Annotated in this window: 15 protein-coding genes; 9 read left to right on the top strand and 6 right to left on the bottom strand. The window is 66.8% G+C overall.

Going from position 1 to position 16,312, the window contains the following annotated elements:
• Position 1: 1 nt before the first annotated feature.
• Entirely contained in the window at positions 2-418 is a 417-nt protein-coding gene (locus tag A5732_RS10150; protein WP_065074416.1) for a pyridoxamine 5'-phosphate oxidase family protein, read from the bottom strand.
• A 235-nt stretch (positions 419-653) separates the two neighbouring features.
• Here A5732_RS10150 and A5732_RS10155 point away from each other — a divergent pair, with 235 nt between their 5' ends.
• Together A5732_RS10155 and A5732_RS10160 are read left to right on the top strand one after the other, a co-directional pair.
• The gene (locus A5732_RS10155; protein WP_076102119.1) at positions 654-1,322 is read left to right on the top strand and encodes a response regulator; all 669 of its coding nucleotides are present in this window, start codon (positions 654-656) and stop codon (positions 1,320-1,322) included.
• A 59-nt stretch (positions 1,323-1,381) separates the two neighbouring features.
• Positions 1,382-3,031 (top strand): sensor histidine kinase, encoded by a 1,650-nt coding sequence (locus tag A5732_RS10160; RefSeq protein ID WP_076102217.1) that lies wholly within the window; start codon positions 1,382-1,384, stop codon positions 3,029-3,031.
• Positions 3,032-3,059: 28 nt separating this feature from the next.
• Here A5732_RS10160 and A5732_RS10165 read toward each other — a convergent pair whose 3' ends face one another.
• A complete protein-coding gene (locus tag A5732_RS10165) occupies positions 3,060-3,743 on the bottom strand; it encodes a PAS and ANTAR domain-containing protein (protein ID WP_076102120.1) in 684 nt (227 codons plus the stop codon).
• Positions 3,744-3,875: 132 nt separating this feature from the next.
• Positions 3,876-4,325: an Hsp20/alpha crystallin family protein gene (locus tag A5732_RS10170; RefSeq protein WP_064884653.1), complete on the bottom strand. Its 450-nt coding sequence runs from the start codon at positions 4,323-4,325 to the stop codon at positions 3,876-3,878.
• Positions 4,326-4,466: 141 nt separating this feature from the next.
• Between A5732_RS10170 and A5732_RS10175 the strand changes: the two genes are divergently transcribed.
• Together A5732_RS10175 and A5732_RS10180 are read left to right on the top strand one after the other, a co-directional pair.
• The gene (locus tag A5732_RS10175; RefSeq protein WP_065055990.1) at positions 4,467-4,832 is read left to right on the top strand and encodes a MerR family transcriptional regulator; all 366 of its coding nucleotides are present in this window, start codon (positions 4,467-4,469) and stop codon (positions 4,830-4,832) included.
• A 65-nt stretch (positions 4,833-4,897) separates the two neighbouring features.
• Positions 4,898-5,434 (top strand): DUF1360 domain-containing protein, encoded by a 537-nt coding sequence (locus A5732_RS10180; protein ID WP_076102121.1) that lies wholly within the window; start codon positions 4,898-4,900, stop codon positions 5,432-5,434.
• Between the two features lie 21 nt (positions 5,435-5,455).
• Here A5732_RS10180 and A5732_RS10185 read toward each other — a convergent pair whose 3' ends face one another.
• Positions 5,456-6,766, bottom strand: coding sequence for an NAD(P)/FAD-dependent oxidoreductase (locus tag A5732_RS10185; RefSeq protein ID WP_076052519.1), 1,311 nt, complete (start codon positions 6,764-6,766; stop codon positions 5,456-5,458).
• A 308-nt stretch (positions 6,767-7,074) separates the two neighbouring features.
• Between A5732_RS10185 and A5732_RS10190 the strand changes: the two genes are divergently transcribed.
• Positions 7,075-7,782 (top strand): GAF and ANTAR domain-containing protein, encoded by a 708-nt coding sequence (locus A5732_RS10190; RefSeq protein ID WP_076052689.1) that lies wholly within the window; start codon positions 7,075-7,077, stop codon positions 7,780-7,782.
• Positions 7,783-7,814: 32 nt separating this feature from the next.
• On the opposite strand, the gene A5732_RS10195 is transcribed toward A5732_RS10190, so the two are convergent.
• Positions 7,815-8,969: an NAD(P)/FAD-dependent oxidoreductase gene (locus tag A5732_RS10195; RefSeq protein ID WP_076102218.1), complete on the bottom strand. Its 1,155-nt coding sequence runs from the start codon at positions 8,967-8,969 to the stop codon at positions 7,815-7,817.
• An 87-nt stretch (positions 8,970-9,056) separates the two neighbouring features.
• Between A5732_RS10195 and A5732_RS10200 the strand changes: the two genes are divergently transcribed.
• From A5732_RS10200 to A5732_RS10215, 4 genes are all read left to right on the top strand, one after another.
• A complete protein-coding gene (locus A5732_RS10200; RefSeq protein WP_076052520.1) occupies positions 9,057-10,238 on the top strand; it encodes a zinc-dependent alcohol dehydrogenase in 1,182 nt (393 codons plus the stop codon).
• Between the two features lie 92 nt (positions 10,239-10,330).
• A complete protein-coding gene (gene glgX, locus A5732_RS10205) occupies positions 10,331-12,481 on the top strand; it encodes a glycogen debranching protein GlgX (protein WP_076102122.1) in 2,151 nt (716 codons plus the stop codon).
• A 176-nt stretch (positions 12,482-12,657) separates the two neighbouring features.
• A complete protein-coding gene (locus A5732_RS10210; RefSeq protein WP_076052522.1) occupies positions 12,658-14,412 on the top strand; it encodes a sensor domain-containing diguanylate cyclase in 1,755 nt (584 codons plus the stop codon).
• 92 nt (positions 14,413-14,504) lie between these two features.
• The gene (locus tag A5732_RS10215; RefSeq protein WP_081396020.1) at positions 14,505-15,272 is read left to right on the top strand and encodes an SDR family oxidoreductase; all 768 of its coding nucleotides are present in this window, start codon (positions 14,505-14,507) and stop codon (positions 15,270-15,272) included.
• On the opposite strand, the gene A5732_RS10220 is transcribed toward A5732_RS10215, so the two are convergent.
• Positions 15,269-16,240 (bottom strand): aldo/keto reductase, encoded by a 972-nt coding sequence (locus tag A5732_RS10220; RefSeq protein ID WP_076102123.1) that lies wholly within the window; start codon positions 16,238-16,240, stop codon positions 15,269-15,271. The two genes, A5732_RS10215 and A5732_RS10220, sit on opposite strands and share 4 nt — an antisense overlap.
• Positions 16,241-16,312: the final 72 nt, after the last annotated feature.

Here is a 16,312-nt window from a genome sequence, read left to right on the forward strand (position 1 = left end):
GCTAAACGTCACCCGGCGGTGACCCGAACTGGAACCGGCGGCCGGTGACGCTCTGGGGAACGATGCGCACATAGTGCGTCTTCTCCGGCCTGGTCCACGGCAACACCTGCGCGCGCTCGGCCTCCTCGAGTTCCTCGGGCGTGTGCAGCGACCGCGCGGTGCCCCGGACGATCACGCTCCACGCCTCGGCGACGTTGTGGTCGTCGACCTCGAACAGCACCTTGTTGTTGATCGCGGAGCTGACCAGCTTGGTTCCCGCCGCGGTGCGGAACAGCACGGTCCGGCGCTGAACGACGTAGTTGACCGGAAAGATGTCGGGCTGACCGTCGGCGTAGGTGACCAGCCGGCCCAGTGCCAGGCTGCCGAGCAGCTCCCAGCACTCGTGCACCGGGAGGATGGTGACTCCGTCATCGGTCATCAAGATTCCTTCCCGCGAACGCGACTGCCGTCCACAATGGGCCACTGTCGCAATAGGCCACTGCCGCAAGGCTATTGACGCGCCGCTCGCCGGAGCGCCGGCCGAAGGTCCTCAGCCGTGGGGACCAAAGTCGTTGAACCCGTTGCTTCTCGACGGCTCCCGTCGAGAATATGGGATATTGGTTTGGTCTGCCGCAAATCTTTCCAGTTGCGAGACCGGCAGGAAAGGGCCCGTCATGGTCAAGGTGTTCCTGGTCGACGACCACGAAGTCGTCCGCCGCGGTCTTTCCGATCTGCTCGCTTCCGACCCCGACCTCCAGATCGTCGGCGAGGCCGGAACGGTGGCCGAGGCAAAAGCCCGGATACCGGCGTTGCAGCCCGACGTGGCCGTGCTCGACGTTCGCCTGCCCGATGGCAACGGCATCGAACTGTGCCGCGACCTGGTATCGGATCATCCCGACCTGCGCTGCCTGATGTTGACATCGTTCACCTCCGACGAGGCGATGCTCGAGGCGATCCTGGCCGGTGCCAGCGGGTTCGTCGTCAAGGACATCAAGGGCATGGAGCTGGCGCACGCGATCAAGGAGGTGGGCGCCGGTAAGTCGCTGCTGGACAATCGGGCGGCCGCGGCGCTGATGGCGAAGCTGCGCGGCACGACCACGCGCGAGGACCCGCTGTCCGGACTGACCGAGCAGGAACGCACCCTGCTCGGACTGCTCAGCGAAGGATTGACCAACCGGCAGATCGCCTCGCGAATGTTCCTCGCGGAGAAGACGGTGAAGAACTACGTGTCGCGGTTGTTGGCCAAACTCGGCATGGAGCGCCGCACCCAGGCGGCGGTGTTCGCGTCGAAACTCAATCAGCGGTCCGGCCCACCGTCGACGCCGCCGGACTGGTCTGGGTGACCGGCGGCGAAAAGGGCTCGGCATTCGCCGGACTCGGACAGCGTGGGCTGGTCAGCAAGATGCATGCCCAGCTCGACGAGATCCTGGCCGCGCGCGATCAGATGGAGCAATTGCTGCGGGTGATCGTGGAGATCGGCGCGGACCTCGACCTCGACGCAACGCTGCACCGGATCATCAGGGCGGCAAGGGAATTGACCTCTGCGCCGTACGGCGCCCTGGCCATCCGCGATAGCGACGGCAACTTGGTGTCGTTCGTCCACGAGGGCATGGACGCCGAGACGGTTCGGCGCATCGGGCACCTCCCGGTCGGCAAGGGGCTGTTGAGTTTGTCGCTGTTGGATACGCCCGCGCTGCGGATGGACGATCTGACCACGCACCACGCCGCGGTCGGTTTTCCCGAACACCATCCGCCGATGCGCGCCTTCCTCGCGGTCCCGATCACCATCCGCGGCACCGTGTTTGGCAACCTGTATCTCACCCACGTCGATTCGGCACGCGTGTTCTCCGAGTCGGATGAGGTGGCCGCGCGCGCGTTGGCGTTCGCGGCAGCGGTCGCCATCGACAACGCGCAGGTCTTCGAACGCGAACGGACATCGGTGAAGTGGATCGAAGCCAGCCGCGAGATCACCACCGCGCTGTTGTCGCGCCGCGAACCGCACCGGCGCCCCTTGCAACTGATCGCCGAACGCGCGCGCGTGTTGACCGACGCCGAGCAGGCCATCGTGCTGGTGCCGGCCGACTCCGACGCGCCCGACGACGAGGTGGACACGCTGGTGGTCTCCGCCGCGGTCGGTATATACGCGTCCGATGTGCTCGGTCAGCGAGTCCCGGTGGACGGCTCCACCAGCGGCGCGGTGTTCAGGTCCGGCGAACCGCTCATCACCGAGGAGTTGCGGTACCCGATCCAGTCTTTCACCGACGTCGGGCAGCGGCCGGCGATCCTGATGCCGCTGCGCGCCCGCGACGAGGTCGTCGGCGTGATCGCCATCGCCCGCGGCGCCGACCAGCCGCCGTTCGACGAGAGCTACCTGGACCTGGTCAGCGATTTCGCCACGCACGCCGCGATAGCGCTGGCGTTGACCTCGGCGCGGGAGGACGCCCGGCAGCTGACCATTCTGGCGGAGCGTGAACGCATCGCGCATGACCTGCACGACCATGTCATCCAACGGCTTTTCGCGGCCGGCATGAACCTGCAGGGCACGCTGGCCAGGGCGCGCTCGCCGGAGGTGGCCGACCGGCTCAATCGCACGCTCGACGACCTGCAGACCATCATCGAGGAAATCCGGACCACGATCTTCGCGCTCAAATCCCCGCTGGCCGCCAGCGGTGATTTCCGGCAGCGCATCCAGCGGGTAGTCGCCGACCTGACCGAAAACCGTGACCTCGTCACGACCGTGCGGCTGGACGGGCCGATGTCCGCCGTGGGCACCGAGCTCGCCGACCACGCCGAAGCGGTCACCACCGAGGCCGTGAGCAATGCCCTGCGACATTCGGGAGCATCGCGGCTGACCGTCGAGATCAGCGTCGCGGACATGTTCATCCTCAACGTGATTGACGACGGATGCGGCATCCCGGCCGGCAACACTCGGCACAGCGGGCTGGAAAACATGAAGCGGCGCGCCGAGCAACTCGGCGGCACCTGTGAGATCACCAGTCCGCCCGAGGGCGGCACCCGGGTGCATTGGGTCACCCCACTGATCGATCACTGAGGGCGAACGGCTCTGGCCTGCAGTCGGTTTACTCCTGACCGTTGGTGGAGCGGACGCGCTGGTGCGCCGTCAGCATCAGGTGGTCGAATTCGGACTGTGTGTTCAGCGGCAGGCCGGCGCGGCGGAAGTCTTCGGCGATCTGCTCGGCCAGCGGCCGCAGCTTGATATTCGCTTCCTGGGACAGCCACTTGAGCAACTCGAAGGCCGCGCGTTCGCCGATGCCGTAGATCAGCATCAGCATGCCCTTGGCTTGTTCGATGCCCGCGCGGTTCTCGCTGATCTCAGCGAGTTTCGCGCTCATCTCCTCCTCCCGCATGCGCTCGCGGGGACCGGAGACGTCGATGTAGAACCCGTGCGTTCCGATCACGTCGCCGTCGTCGTCGAAGATCCGGTCACCGACCACCACGACGTGGTGCACATCCCCCCGGGTATCGACGATCCGATGGCGCGTGCTGAAAGCCTGGTGCGTCTCCACAATCTGCTCGATGGTGGCCGCGACGTGTCCACGGTCCTCGGGATGCTTGTGTGACAGCACCAGTTCGGTGGTCGGAGAGACGCTGCCGGGCTCATACCCATGCATGCGTTGCACCTGATCCGACCACTCCCAGCGCTGGTCGGTGAAGTAGAACCGAAACCAGCCCGCCGGTTGCGCGGCACCGCCGGCCAGCGCTTGTTCCACGTTGGCGGTCTGGCCGTCGAGTTCCCATTTCATCGTGCAATCCGGTCTCCGTCGCACCGGCGCGAGACGTTCGCACCGGTGGCCTGGGGCCGGCGGCGGGCGGCGGTTGGAGTAGTCGGCACGCGGGCGCGTGCCGGAGGCCCCGCCGCCCGGCCCGCCGGTCGGTCAGGCGTTGATGACCTCGCGCTGGGCGCCGCTGTCCCGGACGGCCCGGGGTGTGTCGCCGCGGCCGACGGCGATCTTGCGCGGCTTGGCTTTCTCGGCCACCGGAACATGAAGGCGCAGAACGCCTTCGGCATACGAGGCCTCGATCTTGTCGGTATCGAGATTCTCGCCGAGCACCAGCTGGCGGCTGAACACGCCGCGCGGCCGCTCGGTGGCCAGCATCTCGCGGTTGGGATCGACGGCCGGTCGTTCGGCGCGCACTGTCACCACGTTGCGCTCGATGTCGATGTCCAGCGAGTCGGCATCGATACCAGGCAGGTCGAACTCGACGACGAACTTCTCGCCTTCGCGCCAAGCGTCCATGGGCATCACTGCCGGCCGGGCGGCGGTACCGAGGACCTGGTGGGCGAAGCGGTCGAGCTCACGAAAGGGATCTGATCGCATCAGCATGGTGGTCACCTCTCACTCCAATCTAGGCGGTGGGTCGGCAATTTCCTATGTCTAATGACATAGATTTGATATATCATCATCGACAGAATGACGCAAGTGTGCTAAACAGATTTTTCGAGCTGATAGTGAAGGAGACGCGCGATGGCCGACCACCGCGGCGACGCGGGTGCCCCGTCGTCTGACCATGGTGTGTACGGCATCTCGGTGGCCGCCGAATTGTCCGGGATCGCGGTGCAGTCGCTGCGGCTGTATGAGCGCTACGGCTTGATCAAACCGGCCCGCAGCCGGGGCGGAACCCGCCGATATAGCGCCGACGACCTGATGCGGCTCAGGCGCATCAGCGAGCTGGTCGAGTCCGGGGTCAACCTGGCCGGCGTCGCACGCATCCTGGATCTGGAGGACCACAACGCCACGCTGTCGGCGGCCAACACAGACCTGCGGTCCACCAACCGCACCTTGCGAGAAGCCGCGAAGACGGCCAAGCCCGCCGACCCTGGCACCGTGTAGGGCCCGTCACGGATTGCACCGGCCGGCGCCGGGTATCCGTCCCGCTATGCCTTTGAGGAGAAGCGATGGGTGAGTTGACGGAAGCCGGTGCTCAGGTCGCGGGCAGCGCACGCCAGGAAGCGGACGCCTACCGCGGCGATAACGAGCGGCCGCTGGGCGGCTACCTGGCGGTGATGGCCGTCTACGGCGCCGTGGTGACCGTTGCGGTGCTGGCCGCGCTGGCCAGCGGGCGCAGACTGCCGGCCCGGTGGCGGGTCCAAGACCTGCTCCTGCTCACCCTTGGCACCCACAAACTGTCGCGCACCTTGACCAAGGACGCGGTGACCAGCCCGCTGCGGGCACCCTTTACGCACTACAAGGGCACGGGCGGACCCGCGGAGGTCCAGGAAGAAGTCCGCGAGCAGAGCCAGCTCCGGCACAGCGTGGGGGAGCTGTTGACCTGCCCGTTCTGCCTGGACATGTGGGTCGCCACCGGGTTTGCCATCGGCCTGGTCTTCGCGCCCTGGTTCACCCGGCTGATCGCGGGCGTGTTCAGCGCGCTGGCCGGCGCGGATTTCCTGCAGCTCGCCTACGCCATGGCGCAGCAGTCGGCCGAAGGCTGAGGCCCGCGGAATCGCGCCGCGTCAGCTCGTCTTCGGCATCGGAATGCCCTCGCTGGCGGTGAATTGCGCGTCGTCCTCGGAGGACAATCCGATCGAGACGACGGATCGGGTGAACATCGCGTCGGTCAGGTACGCCAGCGACACCGCCCACCGGTTGACGCCCCGCGGGATCGCATACAAGTGGTAGGACCGGGTGACCGCTTTGGCGGGCAACCCGGACAGATGGATGTTGAGCGGGTTGGCCACCGCGTAGCGCGGTCCGAGGTCGACCACCAGGCCCAGGTTGCGGTGCTTGTATTCCTTGCTGCTGCCGTAACCCAGGCTGGCCGCGACATTTCGGGCCAGCGCCTTGCCCTGCCGGGTCGCGTGCTGGGCGGTCGGCGGTGTGACCTTGCCCGGCTGAGTCAGATCGGGAACGGCGGCCGCGTCACCGGCGGCGAACACCTCGGGGTGATCGGGCACCTGCAGGTCGGCCTGCACTGTGAGCCGGCCCTTTTCGGTCGGTAGTCCCAGGTTCTGGATCAACGGGGCGCCCGTCACTCCCGTCACCCAGGCGATGGTTCGGGTCTCGATACGCGAATCATCGCTGAGCACAACGTGATCGGCGTGCGCCTCCTTGAGGGTGATGCCGAGCCGGACGTCGATGCCGCGCTTGCGTAACACCTTGAGCGCCGCGTCGCCCAGCTTCTTTCCCACCTCGGGCATCACCTGGTCGGCCAGGTCCAGCAGCAGGAACCGCACCTCGGCGGGGTTGAAGCCCATCTGTTTGGCCGCCGCGTCGGCCAGCGCCCGCAGCTGGGCCACGAGCTCGGTGCCCGAATACGACGCGCCGACCACAACGACGGTGCGCCGGGCCGCGGCCACCCGGGGATCGTCCTCGATGTGGGCCAGCTCCAGCTGTTCGACGAAATGGTCTCGCAGGTAGAGGGCCTCGGCGGTGGTTTTCAATCCGCGCGCGTGTCTGGCCAGCCCCGGGACATCGAACAACCGGGTCACCGAGCCCGGCGTCAGCACCAGCCGATCCCAGGACATCGAATGGCTGCGCTCTTCGGGATCGCAATAGGTCAGCGTGCTTTGGTCGAAGTCCACGGCGTCCACGCGGCCGCGCACCGCGCGGACGCCCTTGAGCGAATTGGCCAGTGGGACAGCGACAAAGCGGGCATCGACCACGCCGCCGGCGACGTCCGGCAACAGCGGCGTGTACAGCATGTAGTCGACCGGCGAGATGATCGTGATGTCGACGGGTGCACGCCGTCGGCGCACAATTCGGGCCAGCCGACGGGCGCAGGTGAATCCGGTGAAGCCGCTTCCCACGATCACAATGGAGGTCACTGCCCCGAGTGTAGGCGGCCTTCGAGGGTGGACCGTGACCCGCATCCCGGATTCGCGGCGCCATTGTCACGAAAAGCATTGGCTGGCAAGTGTTTTGAGGCGGATTCGACGATACAAGCCCCGGGCCTCCCTTCTCGGCGGCCAGCTCCCCGGCGAATACCTGGACCCATTCGTTATCTGGCCTTGCGCTTCGCTGAATGGCTCATAGACTTCTTGTTGGGTATTGACAATCGCAAAATTGTCGATGTCACCGTGACGCCTGTGGGAAAGGGGCTGCCCGGCCGGGACGGCTTTCGGAGGTGATGTTGATGCGAGACGGCAGTGCCACCATCGCCACCCAGCTCGTCGAGCTGGTGACGAATCTGGAGCGCGACGAAAGCGACACTACGTCTGGGCTGAGCGAGCTGATCGAAAACGGGGTGCACCACGTCACCGGCGCCCAATACGCGGGAATCACGCTGGCCGAGAAAAGCAGGTCGGTCAGCAGTGTGGTCGCCACGCATCGCTACCCGATGATTCTGGACGCGATTCAGAACAGGTTTGCCGAAGGGCCGTGCCTCGCCGCGGCCTGGGAGCACCACGTCATGCACATCGCCGACCTGAACGCCGAACAGCGCTGGCTGCGCTACCGGCGGTATGCGCTCGAGCAGACCCCGATTCGCTCCATCTTGTCGTTTGAGTTGTTCGTCAACGGCGGCAGCATGGCCGCGCTCAACTTCTATGCCGACACAGCGCACGCATTCAGCGCGGAGTCGGTGGAGCTGGGCACGGTGTACGCCACCCATATCGCCCTGGCCTGGTCGATGATGCGCCGCCAGGACCAATTCCGCAGCGCCCTGGCCTCACGCGACGTCATCGGCCAGGCCAAGGGCGTGGTCATGGAGCGCTTCAATCTGGATGCCGTCGAGGCGTTCGAACTGCTCAGGCGGCTCTCGCAACAGTCCAACACCCGGCTGGTCGACATCGCCGCCGCCCTGATCGACAGCGAACATCCGCTCAAACACCGCCGGCGCTGAATCTGGTCGTCGGCAGGCGGTTTTCGCGGTAGTCAGTTCATCGGGACGGGCGCGGGCCGACCCTCGGCGATAAGCCGCTCGCCGAGGTCGTAGTCGTCGTCGGCGTTGTAGGTCAGGACGCCGACGACGGCGTTCCCCGACTCGTACCACACCGTGAAGCTGTCGCCATGGTCGAGCATCCGGCTACGTTCGTACCCGTCGCCCCACGCATGGTACTTCAGGGTGGCATCGCCGATGCTGGTCCAAAAGCCCGGTACCGCATCCCATTTCGATCGATGGCCCGCTACGCAGCACCCGGCCACCGTCCCCTGGTCAGTCGCGTCCTGCCAATGCTCGGTGGCCACCCGCCGTCCGGCGATTTCGTGGTGAGCCAGCGCAACGTCGCCCGCGGCGTACACACCAGGAACCGCGGTGGCCATGTCGGAACCCACCACGACGCGCGACTCACGGACCTGCAGGCCGGCCTCGGCGGCGATCCGGCTCTGGGGCGCCACACCGGTTGCCGCGAGCACCAGGTCGCAGTCGATCGTGACGCCGTTGTCCAGCCGCACACCCGCTTCGGTGATTTCCTGCACCGTGACCCCGCCGACGTGGCGCGCGCCGGCGTCGCACACCAGGTCGCGCAACCGTGCGGCGGCCTCGCGGCCCAGCCGCTTCTGCTGCGGAAGTTCCGACGGGGCAACGATAGTCACCGAAATGCCGCGCTTGGCCAGCGATGCCGCCGCCTCACAACCGATGAATCCCGAGCCGATCACCACCGCGGATGAGGCGTTCTCGGCCGCGGTGCGCAGCGTGTTGGCATCGGCCAGGGAGCGCAACGACAGCGCGCGTTCCCCGCCGGGAAATGGCGGTGTAACGGGTGCCGCGCCGCAGGCCAGGATCAAGGTGTCGTAGCCGTACCGCTGATCGCCGGCGAACACGGCACGTTCGGCAAGATCCAACCGATCGATTCGCACTCCGCCGACGAGGTCGATCGACCGATCGCCGAACCACCGTGCCGGGTGCAGTTCGACGTCGTCCGTCTCACCGCGCAGGTACTCCTTGCTCAACGGCGGCCGGGCGTAGGGCGGATCGATGTCCGCCGTGAAGATCCGCACCGGCGTATCGGTGTCGTTTTCACGGAACGATTCTGCTGCGGCGACACCAGTTGGTCCGCTGCCCACGATGATGAGCCCCGGCTGCTTCATCACGGGGTGATACCCGCGCAGCACGGGCTCAACCGGTAGCAGTGCCGGCGCCGTTTCGACGGATGCGAGACGGGTATCGCCCTTCCCATGAAGGCTGTTACCTGGCACGGCAAGCGCGATGTACGGGTGGATTCGGTGCCGGACCCGAAGATCGAGCAACCCACCGATGCCATCGTCGAGGTCACCTCGACCAACATCTGCGGTTCCGACCTGCACCTCTACGAGATTCTCGGTGCATTCATGAACGCCGGGGACATCCTCGGTCACGAGCCCATGGGCATCGTGCGCGAGGTCGGCAGCCAGGCGGGCGACCTGCGGGTGGGGGACCGGGTCGTCATCCCGTTCCAAATCTCTTGCGGCAGTTGCCACATGTGCGGCCAGCGGCTCTACACCCAATGCGAGACCACCCAGGTGCGCGACCAGGGCATGGGAGCGCAATTGTTCGGCTATTCGGAGCTCTACGGTTCCGTGCCGGGCGGACAAGCCGAGCTGCTTCGCGTCCCGCAGGCCCAATTCACCCATATCAAAGTCCCTGTGGGCCCGCCGGATTCGCGGTTCGTCTATTTATCGGACGTGCTGCCCACGGCGTGGCAGGCGGTCGACTATGCGAACATCCCGGACGGTGGCTCGGTCACCGTGCTCGGGTTGGGTCCCATCGGGGACATGGCGGCGCGGATCGCCGATCACCTGGGCTACCGCGTCATCGCCGTCGACCTGGTGCCCGAGCGCCTTGGTCGCTTGGCCAAACGTGGCATTCACACCATCGATTCGAGCCGGCTGGACTCCTCCCTCGGTGACGCGATCCGCGACCTGACCGATGGCCGGGGCACCGACTCCGTTATCGATGCGGTGGGCATGGAGGCGCACGGTTCTCCGGCAGCCAAACTGGCGCAGCAGGTCGCCGGGTTTTTGCCCGATGCGCTCGGCAAACGGGTCATGCAAACCGCCGGCGTGGACCGGCTGTCCGCCCTCTACTCCGCCATCGACATCGTGCGGCGCGGCGGAACGATCTCACTGATCGGCGTGTACGGCGGCATGGCCGATCCGCTGCCGATGCTCACCTTGTTCGACAAGCAGCTGACCCTGCGGATGGGGCAGGCCAACGTCAAGCGCTGGGTCGACGACATCATGCCGCTGCTGACCGACGATGACCCACTCGGGGTCGACGACTTCGCCACCCACGTGCTGCCACTTGATGAGGCCCCGCACGCCTACGACATCTTCCAGAAGAAGCAGGACGGTGCGGTGAAGGTCATACTGAAGCCGTGATCGGCTATGCCCCAAAGCTTTCCGGTTAGCCCCGGCAATAAGGGACGCGGCGCACAGTTTGACGGCCATGTAGGCAGGGTATTGAAAGCGCCATGACCACCGCAGATGCTCTCGCTCCCACGCCCACCGGAGAGGTGTGGCCGGGTAGGGCCTACCCGCTGGGCGCGACCTACGACGGCGCGGGCACCAATTTCGCCGTGTTCAGCGAGGTGGCTGAGCGGGTGGAGCTGTGCCTGTTCGACGCCGAGGGCGCCGAGAGCCGCGTGCCGCTGCCCGAGGTCGACGGCTTCATCTGGCACGCGTACATCCCCAACATCGAACCGGGTCAGCGCTACGGCTACCGCGTGCACGGTCCCTACGACCCTGCCGCGGGGCAGCGCTGCAACCCGAACAAGCTGCTGGTCGACCCGTATTCGAAAGCTATCGACGGCTCGTTCGAGTGGAACCAGTCGCTGTTCAGCTACAACTTCGGCGACCCCGACAGCCGCAACGACGACGACTCGGCCGCCAGCATGCCCAAGTCGGTGGTGATCAATCCCTACTTCGACTGGGGCAACGACCGGCCGCCGGACCGTCACTACGCCGACACCGTCGTCTACGAGGCGCACGTCAAGGGTCTGACCCAAACCCATCCCGACATCCCCGAGCAGCTGCGCGGCACCTACTCCGCGGTTGCGCACCCGGTGATCATCGAGCACCTCAAGAGCCTCGGCGTCACGGCCATCGAACTGATGCCGGTGCACCACTTCGCCAACGATTCCACCCTGGTCGACAAAGGGCTGTCGAACTACTGGGGCTACAACACGATTGGCTTCTTCGCGCCCGACTTCAAGTACTCCAGCGCCACGACGCCGGGCGGGCAGGTGCAGGAGTTCAAGGCCATGGTGCGCTCGCTGCACGAAGCGGACATCGAGGTCATCCTCGACGTGGTCTACAACCACACGGCGGAGGGCAACCACCTGGGCCCGACCCTGTCGATGCGCGGCATCGACAATGCCGCCTATTACCGGCTGGTCGAAGATGACAAGCAGTACTACATGGACTACACCGGCACCGGCAACAGCCTCAACGTCGGACACCCGCACGCGCTGCAGCTGATCATGGACTCGCTGCGCTACTGGGTGACCGAGATGCACGTCGACGGCTTCCGCTTCGACCTGGCCGCCACGCTGGCCCGCGAATTCTACGACGTCGATCGCCTCGCGACGTTTTTCGAACTCGTGCAACAGGATCCGACGGTCAGCCAGGTCAAGCTGATCGCCGAGCCGTGGGACGTCGGCCCGGGCGGATACCAGGTGGGCAACTTCCCACCGCAGTGGACGGAGTGGAACGGCAAGTACCGCGACACCGTCCGCGACTTCTGGCGCGGCGAGCCCGCCACCCTCGACGAGTTCGCCTACCGGCTCACCGGATCGGCCGACCTCTACGAGCACACCGCGCGGCGGCCGGTGGCGTCGATCAACTTCGTCATCGCCCACGACGGTTTCACGCTGCGCGACCTGGTGTCCTACAACGAGAAGCACAACGAGGCGAACGGCGAGGACAACAACGACGGCGAAAGCCACAACCGGTCCTGGAACTGCGGTGTGGAGGGGCCGACCGACGATGCGGAGGTCAACCAGCTGCGCGCCCGCCAGCAGCGCAACTTCCTGACCACCCTGCTGTTGTCCCAGGGCGTGCCGATGATCTGCCACGGCGACGAGCTCGGCCGCACCCAGAACGGCAACAACAACGGCTACTGCCAGGACAACGAGCTCACCTGGATCGACTGGTCCAGCGCCGACGCCGGATTGATGGAATTCACCCGGACGGTGTCGGCGCTGCGCGCCGAGCATCCGGTGTTCCGCAGGCGCCGGTTCTTCTCCGGCAAGCCACTGGGCCGCCGGGGTCAGGACGGGCTGCCCGACATCGCCTGGTTCACCCCCGAGGGCGCGGAGATGACCGACGAGGACTGGGGCGCCGGATTCGCCAAATCGGTCACCGTGTTCCTCAACGGTCACGGCATCCCCGACCGCGATGCGCGGGGACAGCGGATGCTAGACGACTCCTTCCTGCTGTGCTTCAACGCCCACTACGAGCCGATCGAATTCACGCTGCCGCCAAAAGAATTCGGTGCCTCGTGGCGGATTGTGGTCTTCACCGGACCCGAAGAGGCCACGCCGGCCGACGAGGTGCCCGGGGGAGGCACCTTCACCGTGGACGCGCACACCGCCGTGGTGCTTCAGGCCCTTCCCTCGGACTAGCCTTTCGCGACACCCATAGCCGCGTCTGTGGCGGCATCCCCCCGTTTCTGCGGATCGAGCGGATTGCTCGCGCCGAATAGGCGACATCGGTTAGCTTTTGCGCACAGTATTGTTGCCGCGTCGATGCCGCCAATGCCGCGGCCGCGCCCCGACTGCCGGGAACGAAGGGACAGCCGATGCACAGGCCCGGCTTCGACACGCGCGTGGGAGCCGCGATGGCGTGGGGCGGTCGCGCCGCCGTCATCGTCGTCCTCGCCGTCGCGGCGTCGACATGGGTGGGTTGGACGGCTGATATCGAGCGGCTGACGCGGGTCTATCCCACCTGGCCGCAGATGATGCCGTGGACCGCCCTATGGCTGGCCGCGCTGGCCGCGGCGATTCTGGCGCAGTGGGGGCGTCCGTCCCGCGAACGCATTTGGGCCGGGCGCGGCCTGGCCGCGGCCGTGGGCGTTTTTGCCGTGATCGTCCTTGCCGAGTACATGTGCGTCAGCTCATTCAGCTTCGACCGGGTTTGGTTTGGCGATGCGGTCGGCAGGTACCAGTGGTCCTGGCCGGGGCGGCCGAGCGTTCAAACCGCGTTGTCCGCGGTGCCTTTGGCGACCGCCGTCGCGTTGATACGGGTGGATCGTCGGGCCCGCGTGGTCTGGCCTCTGTGCATCGCGGGTGCTGCGGTCATCCCGTTCGTCACCGTCGCGGCCTACCTGTTCGACGCGCTGGCACTGGTTGGTGTCTCGCCGTCGAAGGGTCAGGCGTTCTTGTCGGCCTTGGCTCTACTGCTGCTCGTCGCTGCAACATCGCTGGCACGTCCCGACCGGCTTCCGCTCGCGTGGCTGTTAGCCCGACCCGACCGGCGGTCACTGGTGCGGTTGGTCGGTATCCTCGCCGGATTTCCGCTGCTCGTCGCCCTGGCGAGGCCAATTTTCCTGCAGCTCGGTCTCGGTGAGCATGCCGAGTGGACGTTCTCGATCCTGTTTGGGACCGCGGTCATGGGCGTGGTCACGTTCTATTTCAGCCAGCGAGAGCAGCAGCTGCTGATCGCGAAGGAACTGGCCAGCGCCCAGCGCGCCGAGGCCGAGATGCGGTATCGCATTCTCGCCGATAACGCCGTCGACATCATCGTTCACCTCCGCGATGACGAGGTTGTGTGGGTTTCGCCATCTGCGGAAGCTGCGTTGGGCGGGCCGCTTGAGCGATGGACCCGCTCGGGTTTCGCCCGTCGCATCCATCCCGAGGATCGTGACAAACTCGTCGCCGCCGTCCGCAGGATCGTTGGCGGCGAACAGGTTCTGCAACGGTTCAGGGTGTGTTCGGTCGACGGCGATTACCACTGGCTCGACGGTCACGGAAAGCCCTACACCGACGCCGAGGGCAACACCGATGGGCTGATCGCGGCGCTACGCGTGGTCGATGATCAGGTCGAGGCGGAACAGCGGCTGGAACGGTTGGCGCGATTCGACACCCTGACCGGGCTGGTGAACCGGGCCGAGGCGCTCAGCAGGCTCGAGTGCGCGCTGGGCGAACCGCAGCCCGCCGGGACACACGTCGGCGTCCTGTTCTGCGACGTCGACCACTTCAAGGCGATCAACGACACGTGGGGGCACGGCATGGGGGACTTCGTGCTCGCGACGCTTGCCGCCCGTATCCGGGCGAGCGTTCGCCGCGGCGACACGGTCGGGCGGACAGGCGGCGACGAAATGCTGGTGCTGTTACCCGGTGTCAGCAGCAGCGCCGAGCTCACCCAGATCGCCGAAAAGATCCGCTCTCGTGTCGGTGAGCCGATCCACTTGTCCGGCAACACGATTCGCGCGACCTTGAGCATCGGCGCCACGCTTGCACGCTCCGCCGAGTCCGTCGACACCGTCACGGCGCGAGCGGACGAGGCCATGTACCGAGCCAAGTCGGGCGAGCGGAATACCGTCGTTCCGAATTAAGCGGCCGACCGATCACCACGCGACGCGTCAATCCGGTAGGTTTCTCGCGACAGCGTCTTGCGTTACAAGAGAGGGCGAAAATGTCAAGGACAGTGGTGGTCGGTGCCTCGAGCGGGTTGGGGCGTTGCATAGGTGTCGGCCTTGCGAAGCGCGGTGATCAGGTCGCGTTGTTGGCCCGGCGCCGGGAGCGCATCGAGGCCGCGGCCAAGGATGCCGGCGCGAACGCCATCGCGATCGAATGCGACGTCACCGACCAGGCGTCCTGCCGCTCGGCCATCGACCGTGCCGCCGAAGGGCTCGGCGGCATCGACAACATCGTCTACACGCCCGCCGTCGGGCCGCTGGTCCGCATGGTGGACACCGACGCCGACACGTGGCGGCGCATCTTCGACACCAACGTCATCGGCGCGTCGCTGGTGACGGCCGCGGCGGTGCCACACCTGACCGCGTCGGCCGGCAAGGCCGTGTACCTGTCCTCCGACGCCGGCACCTTCGGGCCGCCGTGGCCGGGGCTGGGCGCGTACGGCGTCAGCAAGGCCGCCCTGGAACGGCTCGTGGAAGCGTGGCGGGCCGAACACTCCGACATCGGCTTCACCAACCTGATCGTCGGGGAGTGCGCGGGCGGCGAAGGCGACGGCCAGACCGGCATGAACGAGGGCTGGGACATGGACCTCGCGATGAAGGCGGTCCCGTTGTGGTCGTCGCGCGGCTGCATGCCCGGCAAGCTGATGCCCGTCGAGGACCTCATCGACGTCGTGCACACCATCCTGCGCACCAACGCCTCGACGTCGATGCCGTTGGTGGTGGCCCGCGGCGCGCCGGCCAGCCCCGCCGCATTCGCCGAGGCCAACCAGTCTTAAGCGCGGCCGATTTTCTCCTTGGCCAGGTCGGTGAGGAAGCGCGCCGCCGACGTGGGCCGGAAGGCCAGGGCCGCCTCGGTGAGCGCGTCGCGCGATGCGGTGGGCAGTTCGATGTCGGCCGCGGCGACGTTGAACTCGAGCTGCTCGACGCTGGACGCGCCGGGAATGGCCACCACGCCCGGGTAGCTGATCAGCCAGGCCAGCGCCACCTGCGCCGGCTTGGCGTCGACGTCCTTCGCGACGTCGCGCAAGAGTTGCAGCATCGGCTCGACGCGGCGCAGGTTCTCCGTGCCGAACAGCGAGTTCACCGCGCGGACGCCGCCCGGACGGTTGTCGACACCGTATTTGCCGCCCAGCAGACCCTGTTCCAGCGGGCTGTAGGCGATCACGATGCGGTTCTCCCGCTCGGCGAACGGCACCAGGTTCTTCAGCGCCTTCGGGTAGGCGAGCGAGAAGTGCACCTGGTTGCTGATCACCGGCCGGCCGAGCGCGGCGTCGGCCTTCTGCCACCGCTGCAGCGAATAGTTCGAGACGCCGGCCGCGCCGATCTTGCCGCGTTCCAGCAGGTCGCGCATGCCCGGCATGATCACCGAATCGGGAAACACCGGGTTGGGCTGGTGAATCTGGTACAGGGGGATGCGGTCCAGGCCCAGCCGCTGCGCGCTGGCGCGGAAGCGCTGCTTGACGACGGCGGGGAAGGGGGCGACCGGCATGATCTTGCTGGCCACCGCGACGTCGGCGCGCTCGTCGCCGAGGGCCTCGCCCAGGATCCGCTCGCTCTTGCCCAGGCCGTAGACCTCGGCGGTGTCGAACAGCGTCACCCCCAGGGCGCGGGCGCGGCGCACGATGTCGCCCGCGGCGCCGGCGGCGTAGCTGTCCCCGTAACCCCACTCGCGTGAACCGAACTGCCAGGTGCCCAGGCCGATTCGGCTGACCCGGCCGACCCCGTCGACGTCGACGAATTTCATGCGCTCAGCCTAGTGGCGATCGCAAGCGCGGCGGGCCGGGCGCAGCGGGTCGCCACGCATTCAGCCTAGTGG

This window comes from Mycobacterium colombiense (assembly GCF_001953985.1).
In the GTDB taxonomy this organism is placed as follows: domain Bacteria; phylum Actinomycetota; class Actinomycetes; order Mycobacteriales; family Mycobacteriaceae; genus Mycobacterium; species Mycobacterium colombiense_B.